Genomic DNA, 17,244 nt, shown 5'->3' on the forward strand with positions numbered 1-17,244 from the left:
CGCACACCTGTACTAAACTAATTTTTTCGGGACATTTTAACTTGCGCTTGACATTTTGAAAGAAATCATTTATGCTATGAATGTTTTAGAGACTTTTTCTTCATTCACTTTTATCCTTTCTTTCGCACTATTTCATCACAGGCATCGATTGTTGAGCAGATAAATACCCAGATGGATTCATTATATCATAAATGTTATCAAATTTCTTTTGTAATTCTAATGAAGGATGAGCATAATTTGTAATAAATTCTGTTTCTTCTTCTCGTAAAGTTTTTAAATATTCTCTTCCTATTTTAGTAAATCCTAAAACAGTTACTTCTTTTGGGTCACGAATACTTTCAAAATATTGTGTCACTTGCTCTTTTGTGATTCCTAATAACACATATATACATAATCGTTGTAATCTCGCCCAAGTCCAACGCTTATTTTTCAACAATTGAATAAATTCATCAAACGAATTTGCTTGAGGCAGGCATTTTTTGAATCGATACTCCATTCCTTCATCCATTTGATAGATCGTTCTTAATTCATCCACACTACTTCGTTCTAATTGGTATTTCAATAACGTCCAATATTGTTCCCAGTTATTTCGATATTCATTTGAAGAAACTCCTTCTAAATAAGGTAATTGAGCATATAAACTTGGATTTCTTTCAGACTTTAATAGTTGCTTCCGTAATGCAGTTCCACTAGCAAACTGTTCCTCTTGGATTTTCGCATCTAGATGCCCATTTCCCTTTCTTTCAATCGTTAAATAGTCCATTGGTAGATTTCTAGACAAAATTTCTTTTACATAGGCAAATCCTAATTGTTGATTTGGCTGTTGTATTAATCGATAAAGTGGACTATTTTCTCCAAAATTCTCTTTTGAAATGAGTGAAAGTCGACTGGCATAAGTGAGAGATTTCATCTCGTCATTCGTGACGTGTTCTTTCATTTGTCTTTGCAATGAATTCCATTCCTCAAATGCTACTTGAAAATCTATTCTTGAATCTTCTACTCCAAAAGCAATTTCCTGACATTTTGCAGTATGCAAAATACCAACGCCTCCAGCTGCAAACCAATCTGTGGCTTGTGCGCTTGAAAGTGTTGGTAATTCTAATATTAAATCCGCCCCATTTTCTAGAGCCATTTTTGCACGATGCCATTTGTTCTCAATGGCTGGTTCTCCTCTTTGAACGAAATTCCCGCTCATCGCAACAACAATGACATCCGCATCTGTTTGCTTTCTAATTTGTTCGATTTGATAATGATGACCTTTATGAAATGGATTATATTCTGCAATAATTCCACAAGCTTTCATGTAATTCCTCATTTCAATGCAATAAAAAACCAACGTGGAGAAGTTTCTTCCACTTCTGATTCACCAAAATTGGCTTTTATCCATACTTTTTTAAATCCTACCATTTCAAGTGCTTCTTGGTACCATTCCATAGGGAAAGTTTGCTCCACATGCACTTCTTGAAAATGCTCAAATAATGCTTTACTCGTCTGAGATTCATCACGAACAAACATATCGATGACATGTTCTACACTTCCAGGTTCCTCTAATTCATAACTTTGCCATAAAAACGCTAAATTTTCACTCGTATAATGATATTGATATCCTGGAAATACTTCTTGCATTTGATACAAAGAATGCACATCAAATAAAAACAATCCATCCTCTTCTAAATGATTGTAAACAGATTTAAATACTTTGATTGTATCTTCAAACTCTGTTAAATAACAAAGTGAATCAGAATATAATGTAATCGCGTCAAAAGTCTCTAATCCTTTTAAATCACGCATATCTTTTTGAACCCAATCAATCGAAGGATAATCTTGTTGATATTTTTCTTTGGCAATATCTAACATTTCGCTAGATAAATCAACTCCAGTCACTTGATAGCCTGCCTCTGTTAGTAAAGTCGAAACTTCACCCGTTCCACAAGCTAATTCCATGACTTTTTGAATGTTTCGATCCGTATACGTGTTAAAAGAATCTTTTGTAAATTTCACCCATAATTGGTATTGTTCATGATCCATTACTTCATCATATACATGTGCAAAAGTTTGATAGGTCATTCTTTTTCACTCGCAACATTAACGATTGGTGCGTCATTCCATAATTTTTCTAAATTATAATATTCACGGTCTTCATAGTAAAATACATGTACAATAACATCATTTAAGTCCATTAAAATCCAACGTGCATTGTCTTTTCCTTCGATGCTTTTCACTTCAAAGCCTTCTTTATGTACTTCTTCTTCAATTGCATCGACAATTGCTTGTACTTGTTTTTCATTTTTTCCGTGAGTAATGACAAAGTAATCTGCCACAGGCGTTAAGTGTCCCACTTCTAATGCAACGATTTCTTGTGCTAATTTATCATCTGCTGCTTTTAATACTACATCTAATAATTGTTTACTACGATTTTCTGTCATACGTTTCCTCTTTCTATTACTAAATAATTATAAACTTCTAATGTTCCAGGATAAATATACACTTCTTTTTCAATTAAATACTGCAAAGTATGTCTTACTAAATATCGAACTGCTTCATCAATATTATGACTAGCAATTTGTCTTGCTTCTTCTACTCCTGGATAATTTCTTCCATCTTCAATGGCATCTGCTACAAATAAACATTTGGATAATAGAGTCATTTTTGTTCCACCAATCGTATGTTCACGAATAGCATCTAAAATTTCTTCATCTTGTATATCTAATTCATCTTTTAAAATTTCTGCACCTACTGGTCCATGTAAAATTTCAGAAGATTGATTTTGTAGTTGTTCTGACAACTGTTTTTTGACCACTAATTCTTGTAATTCTTCTAAGGGTCTTTCTTTTGCATAATCATGAATTAACGCTGCTAAAGAAGCTTTTGTAGCATCTGCTCCATATAATGTTGCTAATTCCATGATTTTCTTTTCCACTCTTAAACAATGGTCAAATCTTCTTTGACTCATTTGAGAGCGCACTTGATGTAAAATTTTTTCACGACTCAAAGAAGAATACGGAGAAAAATCTAAAACTGTCATTCTTGATACAGTCCTTTCTCAAAAATATATTCTTCTACACTTTCTGGAACAAGGTAACGAATACTTTGCCCCCATAACACATTTTTACGAATTTGTGTTGAACTAATTTCCATTTGAGGCGCTTCAATCCATAATACTGGATATGGAGTTTCTATTGGATAACCCGGACGACAAACTCCTACAAATTGAACTTCATGGACTAATTCATCAATTCGATGCCAAGTTGGTAAATAATCCACCATATCACCACCGATAATAAAGTAATAGTCCACATCTGGATTCTTTTCTTTTAATAGTTGAATCGTATCAAAGCTATAACTTTTTTCTGGTCGTTCTAATTCAATCGTTTCAAGTTCAAAATGATAATTATCTCGTATCGCTAATTGTGTCATTTCTACTCGATAATTAGCATCAATCGTCTTCTTTTCATCAACATGAGGTGGAATATGGCTTGGCATAAAATAGATTTTGTCTAAATTCAACTGAACTCTTGCTTGCTCTGCCATAATTAAATGTGCTACATGAGGTGGATTAAAACTTCCTCCTAAAATTCCAACACGCTTTTGTTTTCCACTAAAATCATTTTGTTTCACTTTTGGACAAAGCTTGATGGATTGCATCATATTATCGCCCTCTTTTTACAAATTCTGCAAATCGAATCGAAATATCACGATTTTTTGGATTTCTAGCTTGTTTATACAATACAATCGTATGTCCAATGACTTGAATAATCGTGCTACCTGTTTGTTCTGCTAATACTTCAGCAGCTTCCTGAGGTTCTTCCATTGTATTTTGTAATAAACTGACTTTAATTAATTCACGTTTTTCAATCGCAAATTGGATTTGTTGAATCATTTCTTCACTTAAACCGCCTTTTCCAATTTGAAAAATCGGCTTAATACTATGTGCTTCTTTTTTGAAAAATTGTCTTTCTTTTCCCTTTAATTCCAATCCAATCCCTCCTTCTTATATAATCGATGGACGTTTAATGACGTCTACTTCTTTTGGACTCCAAACTTCAATAGTTCCTGGCTTTTGAATCGTTATCCATCCTAAACCTGCAATCACGATATCTGATTTTTCTTTTATTGAAAAGACTGTCTTCTGTAGAGCTGGATATTGTTTAACATTATCTCCTGTAGGAGGTGTTAAAATCGTTCCATTGTGTCTTGCATAAAACTCATCTGCTTTTTCTAATTTTGTACGATGTAATTCAATGGTTTGTGGAGTATAAAATGTTAAGGAATTTCTTTCCCCTTTTGTATAATCCACTCGAACAAGTCCACCAATAAAAATCGTTTGTTCTGCATTTAATTGGAAAGTTTTTGGTTGTAATTCCTTTTGAGGCAATACTTTTTTCACTTCTTTTTCCGCTAAATAATGTGCAATTTGATGACGGTGAATAATTCCCGGAGTATCAATTAAGCTTGATTTTTCATCAAATGGAATATCAATTTGTCCTAATGTAGTTCCTGGGAATTGAGAAGTTGTAATCACATCTTTTGTTCCACCGATGCTTTGAATTAATTTATTAATTAAAGTAGATTTACCTACATTCGTTACCCCTACTACATAAGCATCTTTCCCCTGACGGTATTCATTTATTTTATCTAATAATTCGTCAATTTGAATCCGTTTATTCGCACTCACTAAAATTGTATCGACTGGACGAATGCCATATTCTTTCGCAAACCGTTCAATCCAGTTTTTCAAACGATTACGATTCACTGATTTTGGATATAAATCCACTTTATTGGCAACGAATAATACTGGATTATCTCCAATAAAACGTTTCAGCCCTGAAATCATACTGCCATATAAGTCAAATAAATCGACAACATAAACAACTAAAGCATCTTCTTCTGCAATTGAAGATAACATTTTTAAGAAATCATCATCACTTAAGGAAGCAGGTTGTAATTCATTATAATTTCTAAGTCTAAAACAACGTTGACAATAAACGGGTTCTTCTTTTTCTAACATTTTTGTCAATACACTTGTAGGAGTATAGCCGATTTCTTCATGATTTTCTGTTTGAATCGTTGCGCCACATCCCATACAAAAGTAGTGGTTTTCAGTCATGGATTTTCTCCTCCCATTTCTCTGAGTAATTTTTTCCATATAATATCGTTAGAATTACATTTTCAAAAAATCGATTGATTCTTGTTTTCTTAGCATCTGATAACTTTAAAGGTTTAACAAGGATCGTTTTAATTCCAAAAGTTCCTGCCCCTAAAATATCTGTCAATAACTGATCTCCAATCATCACAATTTCATCTTTTGTTGCAGTCGTTTGACTCAATGCTTCTTTAAATCCTTTATGAAGTGGTTTTAGTCCTGGAAAAACGTACGGAACGCCTAATTGTTCAGCCACTCTTTCAATACGATTTTTACGATTATTAGACACTAATATAATTTGAATCTGGTTTTCTTTTAATTGTTGAACCCATACTTGTAAAGCTTCATTTGTATCTAATTCATTCCACTCCACTAATGTATTATCAATATCTGCAAAAATTGTTTTTATCGATTGTTTTTTTAAAAACTCAATGGAAATGGATAAATAATCTTTGATAAACCACGTTGGTGTTAGTTTAATGGACATATTTCTCCTCTATCTATTATCTTTTTTCAACTCGAACGCCTACTTGATCGACGGTTAATACTTGAATATTATAGTTTCCTAATTCACTTGGTAAATGTTCTTGTAAACATTGGGCAATACTTGGTGCATTTTCTTTTGAAGATAACACCATCACGGTTGGACCCGCTCCACTTAAGTACGTGCCAATCGCTCCTTTATCTTTTGCAAGCTTACGTACCGGTGTTAAAAATGGAATTAATGTTTCACGATATGGTTCATGGAATAAATCTTTTTCTACGATTTTAGAAACATTTTCCCAATCTTCTTGCCATAGTGCTGCAACTAATACATTTGAACGACTACTTGCTTGTACCGCTTTTGAATATACAAATTCACTAGGAAGAACTTTTCTACTTGCTTTTGTAGATAATTCAAAATCTGGAATTAACGCAATCCCTTGAATATCAGATTGGATTTCTTTTTGTAAATAGTCAACTTCTTGGCTTTTTGCATCATAAGTCGCAACGACTAATCCCCCTAAAATAGCAGGAGCTACATTATCTGGATGCCCTTCTAATTTTGTTGCCCACTCAACTTTTTGTTGCGGAGTTAAATTTAATTTTCCTAATTGATTTGCTAATTCAATTCCTGCAACAATCGCACTAGAGCTACTTCCTAATCCTCTTGTCATTGGAATATCACTTTCACACACTAAATGGTGAGGTTGTAAGGTTGGGCAAACTGCTAAAGCTGTCTCAATAATTAAATTCTCTTGATTACTTGGTACGGCTTTTCCAAATGGATGTTCAATTTTCCATTCATTACTAGCTTCTACAACCGTTAATGTTAAATATAAATCAACTGCAATCCCAATGGAATCGAATCCTAATCCAATATTAGCAGTTGTTGCGGGTACAATAATTTTCATTGATTATGCCTCCAACGCAGGATAGATTCTAACTGCTTCTACACCGTCTACTTGTTGATATGCGGAAACTTTTTCTTCTAACTCAGCTTCTGAAATTTGAGTAAATCTTGTTAATACTGCTTGATTTGGTAACACAACTCCATCAAACTCTTCTGGTTTACTAGTTTCAATGACAACAGCATAATCTTTTAATGGAGCTGTTGTTGTATGAACTTTAGTCGCTTCTGTCAATGGTTCAAATGAAACTACTTTTGCATTACGATTTTGTTGTGTTGCAATCATCATGACATCAGCTACCACACTTGTTGCAGTTGGATGTGAGCCTGCACCTTTTCCGTATAGTAAAATTTCTCCTAAAGCATCACCTGTTACAGAAATGGCATTATTTTCATAAGCAACTTGAGCTAATAAGTGGTTTAAACTTACAAAATAAGGACGTACTTCTAAGTATACTTCTTCACCATTTGCGACAACACTTGCTAATAATTTAATCATATAACCTGCAAGTTTAGCTAATTGTAAATCTGTTTTAGTCACTTGTGTAATGCCTTTTTTAGGAATCGCATCGAATGAAACATTAGTTCCAAATGCTAATCTTGTTAAAATGATTAATTTATAAGTAGCATCATAACCTTCTACATCACTTGTTGGATCTGCTTCAGCAAAGCCTTTTTCCTGAGCTGTTTTTAACACTTCTTCATAAGATAATCCTTGTTGACTCATAGAAGTTAAAATAAAGTTTGTTGTTCCATTTACAATTCCGTAAATCGCTTCTACTTCATTACTTGAAACATGTTCTACTAATGGACGTAATACAGGAATTCCGCCCCCAACACTTGCTTCATAATATAAATACACATTGTTTTCTCTAGCAATTTGAGATAATTCAACACCATGTTTTGCTAATAAATCTTTATTAGCGGTTACGACATGTTTTCCTGATTCTAAAGCTTTCTTCACACAGTTAAAAGCAAAATCCACTCCGCCTAAAACTTCTACAATAATAGAGATTTCTTCATCATTTAAAATATAGTCTACATCCGAAGTAAATGTAATACCTGAAATTTTATCAGCAAATAGTTCAGGTTCTTTTACAAGAGCTTTTTCAATTTGTAATGAAACTCCTGTTTTCTTTTCAATTGATGCTTGATTTTTTGTTAAAATATGATAGACACCACTACCAACTGTGCCAAATCCTAATAATCCAATCTTTTCTACTTTCATCGTAATCCCCACTTTTTCTTATGTATAAATATTGAAAAACCACAGCACACATTGTATAGGCGCCGTGGTTTATCACAAAGTCATTAATCTTGTAATAGTTCAAAAATTTCAATTGCGACTAAATCGATATCATCAAATTGGAATGTTTGTTTTGTCTCACAATCTTCTAACTCAAAGCTATCTGCTTCTTGATTAAATGTCACAACACATTTTTCAACACCATCTTTTTCAAAACGACGAATTTCAATATCCGTGCTTTGGTCCGCCATTGTTTGTAGACGTTGCACAATTGCAACTAGTTGTGAAGGTTTCATGTTGCTTTACCCCTTTCAGCTTTCTTAATTTCTATTCTACCATAAAACTTTTTTAGATTATATGAAAATCCCTTTAAAAATCATACTTTTTTATAAATTTATTCAGGAAGTGTCCAATACAAATGAATAAGAGCTTGAGTTCCTAAATCTCCGAAGCCATCGTCACAAACTGTCTCATATAATTTTCTTGCTTGTAAAGTGGCTGGTAAAAATAATCCCATTCTTTCAGATTCTTCCACTGCAATTCGTAAGTCTTTTAAGAAATGTTTTGCAAAAAATCCTGGACTATAATCTTTCTTTAAAATTCTAGGTCCGTAATTCGATAATGACCAGTTCGCTGCACTTCCCGCTCCAACTGTTTGTAGTACTTTTTCTAAATCTAATTCTGCAGCTTTTGCATACACTAACATTTCAACTAAGCCTGTCATTGTTCCAGCAATCATAATTTGATTCGCCATTTTAGTATGTTGACCAGCTCCATTGGTTCCTTGTAACGTAATTGTTTTTGAAAAAGTCTCTAAAATTGGACGTACTTCTTCTAAAACAGACTCCTTACCACCAACCATTGTTGACAATGTTCCGTTCTTAGCTCCTAAATCACCACCAGAAACTGGAGCATCTAGCGCCTCACAAGAGAATTTTTCAGCTTCTTCTGCAATTTTCTTCGCTAAAGAAGGCGTACTTGTTGTCAAATCAATCAGTACCATCCCCTCTTGTAATCCCTGAAAAATCCCTTGTTCTCCAAAGTAAACTTCTTCTACATCTGTTGGATATCCTACAATTGTTAGCACAACATCAGACTGACTTGCTACTTCTTTTGGACTATCCGCCCATGTAGCTCCGGCATCGATAACTGCTTGTGCTTTTTCTTTTGTACGATTATAAACTGTAACTGGATAACCGACATTTAATAAGTGCTTCACCATAGAAGAACCCATTACACCCGTTCCAATAAATCCTATTTTCTTCATTCTTCAGTCTCCTTATCATCGTCATAGATTTTGAAGAAATTCATCTTTTCTAACCATGTTTTTGTATTTTCTTTATCGTGTTGATACGTATCAATCGCATCTTGATAAAATGCTTCTACTCTTTTAGCAAAAGTTACAGAAGAAATTTCTTCTAATAATTGATTTTGTAATTCTTCAACTTGATGAGAAGATTGATTGCAACATTCTAAATAAGTTAACACGCTAGAAGCAATATCTTCATCTTTTTCAAACAACATTCCTAACTCAGGTTTTGTAATAAATTGTTGTAAATAATCATTTTTCTTCGCAATAACTGGTATTTTATTCACTAAAGCTTCTAAATAAGTTAATCCTTGGCTTTCAGACTCAGAAGCATTCACGTATAAATCTGCCATTTGATAATATTGAGACACTTGATGATGCTCCACTTCACCTGCGAACTGTACATAAGGTGTAATCCCTAAACGTTCCACTTGTTTTTCAAGTTCTTCTTTTTCTGGTCCTCCACCAACAATACAACATTTCACAGTTGAATCTTTTTCTAAAATTGTAGGCATTGCATCTAAAATCGCAGCAATATTTTTTTCTTTCGATAAACGGCTTAACGATAAAAGTACTTTATCCTCTTTTGTATACCCTAACTTCTCACGTAATTCTTCTGCAGCCTGTGGATTTAATTTTGGAATTTCAACACCTGTTGGAATAACACGAACTTCTTGAGTAACCCCATAAGATAATAACTTATCTTTGGTCATTTGGCTTGGTGCAATCACTCCACGAGTTTGATTACAAAAGTTTTTAGAAATATATGCCACATGACTTGGTCTTAAAATTTTTCCATTCGCAATATAGTGTAAATATTTTTCATACATCGTATGGTATGTATGGATTGTTGGAATCCCAAGCATTGCTCCTAAAATTTTCCCAAGTAGTCCTAAACTAAATTCTGTTTGCGTATGAATAATATCTAATTCGTATTCTTGAGAAACTTTATAAGCTTCAATAAAACCTTGAACAGCAATTCTTCTTTCTTTAAATGAAAACAATGGAATACTTCCCAAGCGAACGATATTCCACTCAGGCATCGTAGCATTTGGATCGGTTGTTGTAAAAATAATAACCGTATGTCCAAGACGTTCTAATTCTTCTTTCAATACTCGCACAGACGTAGCAACACCACTGACTTGAGGGAAATAGGTGTCTGTAAAAATCCCTACTCGCATAAGTTCCTCCTTAAATATCTCTATTTTTCTTTTTATTCGTTCTAATTCTTTCACACGTATCTCTATTATATACGATAGTCCAATATCTGTCACGAAGTAGAAGAAAAATCGTAAACAAACGCATCTCATATGACATAAAACAAAGACTTCCCATAGTAGCTTTAGTAATAAAAGCCACACTGGCTTTTATTACGGGAAAATTCGAGACCTTAGGCTCGAATTTTAGGCATGAGACCGGCAGGGCTGCTGCCGTCCCCAGCTACTATATCCCGGGAAGTCTATTAAAAACTTTCCTATACTAAAAAAACTCTCCAAGCTTCCCCACTGGAATCTCAAAGAGTTAACAAATCAAAATTTCTTAAAAATTATTTTACAGCTTCATAACGACGAGCTACTTCATTCCAATCAACTACATTCCAAAATGCTGCAATGTAATCAGGACGACGGTTTTGGTAGTTTAAGTAATAAGCATGTTCCCAAACATCTAATCCTAAAATTGGAGTTTTACCATCTGTTAATGGGTTATCTTGGTTTGGAGTAGAAACTACTTCTAATTCACCATTTGAAACAACTAACCAAGCCCAACCAGAACCGAAACGAGTTGCTGCCGCTTGAGAGAATGCTTGTTTGAATGCATCAAAACCACCGAATTTTTTATCAATTGCTGCTGCTAATTCGCCAGTAGGTTGACCACCACCATTTGGTGAAATTACTGTCCAGAATAAGCTGTGGTTTGCATGTCCACCACCATTGTTACGAACAGCTCCACGAATATCTTCTGGTACAGATGCTAAGTCTGCTACTAATTCTTCCACGCTTTTTTCAAATAAAGCTGGGTGTTTTTCTACAGCTGCGTTTAAGTTTGTTACATAAGCATTGTGGTGCTTGTCATGGTGGATTTCCATTGTTAAAGCATCCACGTTAGGTTCTAATGCAGAGAACTCATACGCTAATTTTGGTAATTCATAAGTCATAATTAATTCCTCCTATATAGTACAGTTATACGTACTGTTTGATATTTAAAGAATAACACTCTTTGATATGTAAACGCAATTTTTTTGCTTACTTTTTTATGATTTTTCTATTATTTAACGGTTCTCTTTTTAAAATCATTAAAAACTATGGTATAATAACAACGCTTCAAATTAGATTATAGAAAAGAGATGAAAACATGAAATTTACAGATTATCAATTACAACCATTTTTACAAACGGCATTAGAAAAATTATCATTTTCTACTCCAACTAAAATTCAAGAAAAAATTATTCCTTTATTATTAAAAGGAGAATCTGTTATCGGACAATCCCAAACAGGAAGTGGAAAAAGTCATAGTTTCTTACTACCACTAATTCATAAAATCAACCCAGATAAACAAGAGTTACAATTAGTTATTACTGTTCCAAGTCGTGAATTAGCCGAACAATTAGTACGAGTAACTTCTCAATTAATTGAAGAAGCTCCTACTCCAATTTTGTTAGAAAAATGTGTCGGTGGTACTGATAAACTTCGTCAAGTTCAAAAATTACAACAAACTGCTCCTCATATCGTTATTGGAACTCCAGGAAGAATTTTTGATTTAATGCGAGAAAATGCTCTACTTGTTCAAACGGCAACAATGATGGTCGTCGATGAAGCAGATATGACATTTGACTTAGGATTTTTAGAAACAGTTGATGAAATTGCTTCTAGAATGCCGAAAGATTTACAAATGTCTGTATTTTCTGCAACGATTCCAGATAAAATTAAACCATTCCTTAAAAAATATCTTGGAAATCCAAAAATTATTCATGTAGAAAATAAGCAATTAGTTTCACCAACGATTACGAATCAATTATTAGTGACGAAAACACAAAATCCATTAGAAGTATTATTTGAATTAATTACATTAGGACATCCATACTTAATGTTAATTTTCGTAAATACAAAACAAAAAGCGGACGAAGTTACAACATTTTTACGTGGGAAAAATTTAAAAGTGGCAACCATTCATGGAGATATTCCTGCCCGTGAACGTCGTCGTGTGATGAAGCAAATTCAACAAATGGAATATCAATATGTAGTTGCAACAGATTTAGCAGCTCGAGGAATTGATATTGAAGGAGTTTCTCATGTCATTAACTTAGAAATTCCTAGTGAATTAGAATTTTTCATTCATCGTGTTGGACGTACTGGTCGAAATGGTTTAGCTGGACAAGCCATCACTTTCTACACACCTAACCAAGAACATGCCATTCAAACACTTGAATCAAAAGGAATTTCTTTTGAAACATTGGAATTAAAAAATGGTGAATTAGTGGAAAGTTATGACCGCTCTCGTCGTGAAAAAAGAAAAAATACCCAAAGTTCTGACTTAGATCCTCGCTTAAAAGGAATGATTAAAAAAGCGAAAAAAAATGTCAAACCTGGATACAAGAAAAAACTAACTCATGAAATTAAACAAAAACAAAGAATTGAACGAAAAAAACAAAATCGTCAATCATCAAGAAAAAAAAGTACTAAATAATGACAAAAAGCTGGAGAACAAAAAATTCTCCAGCTTTTTTATGATGGTCGATTATTTTTTAAAAATTCTCGTATGCCTAAAGCCCAATTAAAAGAAGTTGCCAAGAAGATAAACTCTCCTGGTCCAATAAATCGAATTCCTAAAAGATCAATGAATGTATAAATCAATACAGGTAAAACAGCTGCTCCTAGAACTACTTGCCAACCAATCGGTTTTGGGAATCGAATAAATACTTTCATAAATAACACAGCTATCACTTTTACGATAAAAGAAACAATCCATAAAATAATAAATAAATACACCGTATTAAAAAGAAAATACATGACAAAAACAATGAGTAAACTTAACCATATTGTTTGTTGGAAAGTAGCAGCAATATCTTTGAAAAATGATTTATTCATATTTTCTAACTGGCTTAGCTCAATTTTTTGATGATTAATACTCGTTTCTAAATAAAAACCATCTTTTAATAAGGCAAATACAGGAATTGTGGAAGATGTTTCATTTAACAAATCTTCACTCGTTGTCTTTCCACTTTCGTCAAAGACAAAGATGACACTATCTGTTTTGTAAACAAAGCCCTTATTCTTTTCTTGAGTAATTAATTGCTGATTTTTTACTTCAAACTCTGGTAATTGTTGACTAATTTCTACTAAATCCTGCCCTAATGAGTGAAATAATCCAGTCATTTGAATCATCCCTGGCAACATTAATAATAAAGTTAATAAGAAAAATACACGTTTTGAGGACTTCATTGGTTTTACAATAATTTTCCATAATTGTGTTGGGTTGAAAATTGCTATCCTCAAAAATTCTTTTATGGTCATTTGATACACTCCTACGAATTGAACTATTGTGTTTAATCTAACACATTTTACTTCCTTCTTGCAAGAAATGCCCTTTATTTCAACGCTATCTTTCCTTTTCAAAATTAAATTTCATTTTCAGTTCAATTATTAGACATTTTTCCCTTTATATTTTACACTGGAAAAGAAATCTGAACTAGGAGGCATTCATTATGCAAGAACAAAAAGTATTAATTACTTTTTTTGGTGCAACAGGTGATTTAGCAAGTCGTAAATTATACCCAGCACTATTTCGTTTATTTCAAAAAGGATATATCCGCAACCATTTTGCGGTCATTGGTACAGCTCGACGCGAATGGACGGATAAACATTTTCGTGAAGTTGTTGTAAAATCTGTTCAAAGTTTAACAGAAGATATCACTCAAGCAGAAGAATTCGCTAGTCACTTCTACTATCAAGCACATAATGTAACGGATACTCATCATTATGTTGTCTTAAAAGAATTATCTGAAAAATTAGACCAACAATATGGCATCGAAGGAAATAGAATTTTCTACTTAGCAATGGCTCCTTCATTTTTCGGAACGATTACTCAACATTTAAAAGACGAAGCTTTATTAACAGAGAAAGGCTATAATCGTTTAATTATTGAAAAACCATTCGGGAAAGATTATGTATCAGCTCAAATTTTAAATGAACAACTACGTCATTCTTTTGATGAAAATCAAATTTATCGTATCGACCACTATTTAGGAAAAGAAATGATTCAAAATATTACTGCTGTTCGTTTTGCAAACCGTGTATTCGAAACGATGTGGAATCGTGATCATATTGATAATGTTCAAATTACACTAGCTGAACAAGTAGGTGTTGAAGAACGTGGTGGATATTATGAAACAAGTGGTGCTTTAAGAGATATGGTTCAAAACCATATTTTACAAATTTTAGCATTAGTCGCTATGGAACCACCTCAATCATTTGAAGCAGTTCGTCAAAATAAAATTAATGTTTTAGAACAATTACGTCACTATTCTCCTGAAGAAGTTGCTAAAAATTTTGTTCGTGGTCAATACGGTCCTTCTTTAGATGATAGCTTACCTGGTTACCGTCAAGATCAAAATGTTTCGGACGATTCTAATATGGAAACTTATGTAGCTGGTAAAGTCTTTATCGATAATGAGCGTTGGAAAGATGTTCCATTTTATGTTCGTACAGGTAAGAGCCTAGATTCTAAAACAACTGTGATTGATGTTGTGTTTAAAGAAGCTGATTCACCATTATTTGAACATGAAACAAAAGGAAAATGCCCTTCAAATCGAATTTCTATTCATATTACTCCTAAAGAAGGCTTCTGCTTTGTTATCAATTCAAAAGCTGTAGGAAATTCATACGGATTACAAACAAGTCATTTAGAAAAAATCTTTGATAAGAATTTTGGTTTAAGTAGTCCAGAAGCTTATGAACGTTTAATTTTAGACTGTATGGAAGGCGATATGACGAACTTCACTCATTGGGAAGAAGTTGCTGCATCATGGAAATTTGTGGATCGTATTCGTCAAGCATGGGATAATGAGTCATCTGTACAATTCCCTAATTATCCTGCAGGTTCATCTGGACCACAAAAAAGTTTTGATTTATTAGCTCAAGACGGACGTTGTTGGGTACAAAAATAGACATAACAAAAAGAGTTAGAGGATTCCCCCTAACTCTTTTTTAATGGAACTAATATAACGCTGTAGTACGAGCATGAGACCGCAGGGCTGCTGCCGTCCTAGTACTACCTCAGTCAAGTCTATTCGTTAAACAAATTAATTCTTGTACATAGTCTCCAATTGTCTCAATTGTATTTCTCAATGGCTCATCCGTAGAAACATCTACCCCTGCAGCCTTAGCAAGCTCTTCTGCAGTTTTAGAACCACCCATTTTAAGAACTTCAACCCAATCCTCTGCTTTATCAGGATTCTCTTGAATCATTTTAGCAACTTGAGTTCCAATTGTTAATCCAGCAGAATACGTATAAGAATATAATCCCATATAATAATGTGGCTGTCTCATCCAAGTTAATTCCGCACCCTCTGTTAACACCACAGAATCTCCCCAGAATTGTTCTAATGTCTGGCGATAAATTTGATTTAATGTTTCTGCATCTAAATTTTTACCTCCATCGACTAATCGATACACTTCTCTTTGATAATGCGCTTCTAATAAATGCGTCACAAAATTATGATAATAAGTTTTACCAATAATTTGCGAAATAATCCAACGTTTCATTCTAGCATCTGTTGCATTTTGCAATAAATAATTTTCCACTAGTAACTCATTAGCAGTAGATGGTGCTTCAACAAAATACATTGATGGTCTTGATAATTGAATATTTTGATGTTGATGCGCTAATTGGAAATGTCCAGCGTGACCTAATTCATGCGCTAATGTCATTACATCATTCATACTTTCCGTAAAGAACATTAAAATAAATGAATTTGCTCCATAAGGGGACGCACAAAATGCTCCTGTACGTTTTCCAATCGTTTCTGCATAATCAATCCATCTTTCATCAAAAGCTCTCTTCATAATTGCTAGATAAGATTCTCCTAATGGTTTTAACCCATCTAAAATATAAGCTTTTGCTTCTTCATAGCTCACTTTTGGTGCAAAATGAGGATCTACTTCTAATTTCAAATCTTCATATCGCACTTCATCTAACTGATAAATTCTTCCAATTAACCCAGCATAGCTTCTCATAATAGGTGCTAAATGTTCCATAATTAAATCAATTTGACGATTATATAATTCTCTAGAAACTTTTTGGCGATCTAATAAATAATCAATAACTGAATCAAATCCTCTTAAAGTAGCCATTGTTTTTTCTTTTTGAACTTGAGCATTATAAGCAGAAGCAGTACTATGTTCATATTTACGTAATGTATTTGAAAACACTTCGAAAGCTTTTCTTCTGACACTTGTATCTTCAGCTGACTCTAAACGTTTTTCAAAACTATTATATGTCATTTCAAATTCTTTTCCGTCTACTTCAAAATTAGGGAATTGAATATCTTTGAATTTAATATCATTATAGTTTTGATAAGGGAAATCTAATGTGTTTCCTAACGCTGCTAATACAGATTCTACTTCTTTTGATAATAAATGTTGTTTATCTTCTAATAATCTTTCCAGATAAATATTATTTTCTGGATTTTTTGAAGCTTCTGCTAATAACTCTTCCTCTAATTGGCTTAATTCTGGAGAGAAGAAACTTAATTTTGCATCATATTCTGCTACTACTTTTCTCGTTTGTGCTAAACGATTTTGTGCTTCTCTATCTTTTGTATTAGCATTGACTGCTAAACTTGCATATTGAACAATTTTTCCACGTAATTCTAAAATTTCACGATAATCTGCCAGACTTTGATGAATCGCTTCTACAGTATTGATTTGATTTTCAAATGTTTTACAGAAATTTTCTACCAATTGTTTATAGTATTCAATAGACTTTTTATAATCCTCTTCTGTTTTGAATAATAATGTTAAATCCCATGTTTGTTCTACTGGAACTTCTGTTCTTTCTTTCATGTTACCACCTCTTTATAGAATAGTCCTATTGTAGACCGAATTAGAAAACCTGTCAAAAAAATAATTCCAGTAAATTGCTAATGAAACAAAAAAATA

General features: G+C 33.2%; 18 protein-coding genes. 2 read left to right on the forward strand and 16 right to left on the reverse strand.

Features of this window, described 5'->3' with window-relative positions; all coding sequences use genetic code 11:
- Positions 1-127 precede the first annotated feature (127 nt).
- The 14 genes from RWL86_RS03875 to RWL86_RS03940 all read right to left on the reverse strand — a co-directional run bounded on the left by RWL86_RS03875 (position 128) and on the right by RWL86_RS03940 (position 11,243).
- A complete protein-coding gene (locus RWL86_RS03875; RefSeq protein WP_314077268.1) occupies positions 128-1,303 on the reverse strand; it encodes a nucleotidyltransferase in 1,176 nt (391 codons plus the stop codon).
- 8 nt (positions 1,304-1,311) lie between these two features.
- The gene (locus RWL86_RS03880) at positions 1,312-2,067 is read right to left on the reverse strand and encodes a class I SAM-dependent methyltransferase (RefSeq protein WP_314077269.1); all 756 of its coding nucleotides are present in this window, start codon (positions 2,065-2,067) and stop codon (positions 1,312-1,314) included.
- Positions 2,064-2,426, reverse strand: a complete 363-nt coding sequence (gene rsfS, locus RWL86_RS03885) for a ribosome silencing factor (protein WP_314077270.1) — start codon at positions 2,424-2,426, stop codon at positions 2,064-2,066. The genes RWL86_RS03880 and rsfS overlap by 4 nt, the downstream gene beginning before the upstream one ends.
- Entirely contained in the window at positions 2,423-3,025 is a 603-nt protein-coding gene (gene yqeK, locus RWL86_RS03890) for a bis(5'-nucleosyl)-tetraphosphatase (symmetrical) YqeK (RefSeq protein WP_314077271.1), read from the reverse strand. Before yqeK ends, rsfS begins: the two co-directional genes overlap by 4 nt.
- Positions 3,022-3,648 carry a nicotinate-nucleotide adenylyltransferase gene (locus tag RWL86_RS03895; RefSeq protein WP_314077272.1) on the reverse strand — a complete coding sequence of 209 codons (627 nt, stop codon included), beginning with the start codon at positions 3,646-3,648 and terminating at the stop codon, positions 3,022-3,024. Before RWL86_RS03895 ends, yqeK begins: the two co-directional genes overlap by 4 nt.
- Before the next feature lies 1 nt (position 3,649).
- Positions 3,650-3,976, reverse strand: a complete 327-nt coding sequence (gene yhbY, locus RWL86_RS03900; RefSeq protein ID WP_006703050.1) for a ribosome assembly RNA-binding protein YhbY — start codon at positions 3,974-3,976, stop codon at positions 3,650-3,652.
- 15 nt (positions 3,977-3,991) lie between these two features.
- A complete protein-coding gene (gene yqeH, locus RWL86_RS03905; RefSeq protein WP_314077273.1) occupies positions 3,992-5,107 on the reverse strand; it encodes a ribosome biogenesis GTPase YqeH in 1,116 nt (371 codons plus the stop codon).
- On the reverse strand, positions 5,100-5,630 hold the full coding sequence (locus RWL86_RS03910; protein WP_314077274.1) for a YqeG family HAD IIIA-type phosphatase: 531 nt from the start codon (positions 5,628-5,630) through the stop codon (positions 5,100-5,102). Before RWL86_RS03910 ends, yqeH begins: the two co-directional genes overlap by 8 nt.
- 16 nt (positions 5,631-5,646) lie before the next feature.
- Positions 5,647-6,537 (reverse strand): homoserine kinase, encoded by an 891-nt coding sequence (gene thrB, locus RWL86_RS03915; RefSeq protein WP_314077275.1) that lies wholly within the window; start codon positions 6,535-6,537, stop codon positions 5,647-5,649.
- Positions 6,538-6,540: 3 nt separating this feature from the next.
- Positions 6,541-7,761, reverse strand: coding sequence for a homoserine dehydrogenase (locus RWL86_RS03920; RefSeq protein WP_314077276.1), 1,221 nt, complete (start codon positions 7,759-7,761; stop codon positions 6,541-6,543).
- A gap of 83 nt (positions 7,762-7,844) precedes the next feature.
- The gene (locus RWL86_RS03925) at positions 7,845-8,075 is read right to left on the reverse strand and encodes a YkuJ family protein (RefSeq protein ID WP_006703055.1); all 231 of its coding nucleotides are present in this window, start codon (positions 8,073-8,075) and stop codon (positions 7,845-7,847) included.
- Between the two features lie 98 nt (positions 8,076-8,173).
- Entirely contained in the window at positions 8,174-9,046 is an 873-nt protein-coding gene (locus tag RWL86_RS03930; RefSeq protein ID WP_314077277.1) for an NAD(P)-dependent oxidoreductase, read from the reverse strand.
- Positions 9,043-10,269 carry a glycosyltransferase family 4 protein gene (locus RWL86_RS03935; RefSeq protein ID WP_314077278.1) on the reverse strand — a complete coding sequence of 409 codons (1,227 nt, stop codon included), beginning with the start codon at positions 10,267-10,269 and terminating at the stop codon, positions 9,043-9,045. The genes RWL86_RS03930 and RWL86_RS03935 overlap by 4 nt, the downstream gene beginning before the upstream one ends.
- Positions 10,270-10,634: 365 nt before the next feature.
- Positions 10,635-11,243: a superoxide dismutase gene (locus RWL86_RS03940; protein WP_314077279.1), complete on the reverse strand. Its 609-nt coding sequence runs from the start codon at positions 11,241-11,243 to the stop codon at positions 10,635-10,637.
- Positions 11,244-11,440: 197 nt separating this feature from the next.
- Here RWL86_RS03940 and RWL86_RS03945 point away from each other — a divergent pair, with 197 nt between their 5' ends.
- Positions 11,441-12,772 carry a DEAD/DEAH box helicase gene (locus RWL86_RS03945; RefSeq protein WP_314077280.1) on the forward strand — a complete coding sequence of 444 codons (1,332 nt, stop codon included), beginning with the start codon at positions 11,441-11,443 and terminating at the stop codon, positions 12,770-12,772.
- 38 nt (positions 12,773-12,810) lie between these two features.
- On the opposite strand, the gene RWL86_RS03950 is transcribed toward RWL86_RS03945, so the two are convergent.
- The gene (locus tag RWL86_RS03950; RefSeq protein ID WP_314077281.1) at positions 12,811-13,599 is read right to left on the reverse strand and encodes a DUF1189 family protein; all 789 of its coding nucleotides are present in this window, start codon (positions 13,597-13,599) and stop codon (positions 12,811-12,813) included.
- Positions 13,600-13,790: 191 nt separating this feature from the next.
- Between RWL86_RS03950 and zwf the strand changes: the two genes are divergently transcribed.
- A complete protein-coding gene (zwf, locus tag RWL86_RS03955; RefSeq protein WP_314077282.1) occupies positions 13,791-15,251 on the forward strand; it encodes a glucose-6-phosphate dehydrogenase in 1,461 nt (486 codons plus the stop codon).
- 109 nt (positions 15,252-15,360) lie between these two features.
- On the opposite strand, the gene pepF is transcribed toward zwf, so the two are convergent.
- The gene (gene pepF / locus RWL86_RS03960; RefSeq protein ID WP_314077283.1) at positions 15,361-17,148 is read right to left on the reverse strand and encodes an oligoendopeptidase F; all 1,788 of its coding nucleotides are present in this window, start codon (positions 17,146-17,148) and stop codon (positions 15,361-15,363) included.
- Between the last annotated feature and the right edge of the window lie 96 nt (positions 17,149-17,244).

Source organism: uncultured Granulicatella sp. (assembly GCF_963515095.1).
Lineage (GTDB): Bacteria > Bacillota > Bacilli > Lactobacillales > Aerococcaceae > Granulicatella.